The 354-nt window shown below is 61.9% G+C and carries 1 protein-coding gene; it reads left to right on the forward strand.

Annotation, left to right across the window (positions count from 1 at the left end; all coding sequences use genetic code 11):
• Nucleotides 1-37: 37 nt before the first annotated feature.
• A partial coding sequence (locus EJ903_RS26590; RefSeq protein ID WP_148105339.1) for an NAD(P)(+) transhydrogenase (Re/Si-specific) subunit beta occupies nucleotides 38-354 on the forward strand: 317 nt, incomplete at its 3' end.

A 354-nucleotide genomic window follows, 5' to 3' on the forward strand; every position in this document is an offset into this window, starting at 1 on the left:
ATGCTGTCCATGTTCAAGAAGAAGGGCAAGTAAGACCATGGAAACCTTGTCCGCTCTTCTCTATCTGGTCGCGTCGATCTGCTTCATCATGGCGTTGCGCGGCCTGTCCAGCCCGGAAACCTCGCGGCAGGGCAACATCTACGGCATGGTCGGCATGACCATCGCCATCCTGACCACGCTGGCCTCGCCCATCGTCCAATCCTATTGGCTGATCGTGCTGGGCATCGCCATCGGCGGGGCCATCGGCTACGTCGTCGCCAAGAAGATCGAGATGACGGCGCTGCCGCAGCTCGTCGCCGCCTTCCACTCGCTGGTCGGTCTGGCCGCCGTCTTCGTGGCGTTGGCCGCCTTCTA

Origin of the sequence: Azospirillum griseum, from assembly GCF_003966125.1 — a bacterium.
GTDB lineage: Bacteria > Pseudomonadota > Alphaproteobacteria > Azospirillales > Azospirillaceae > Azospirillum > Azospirillum griseum.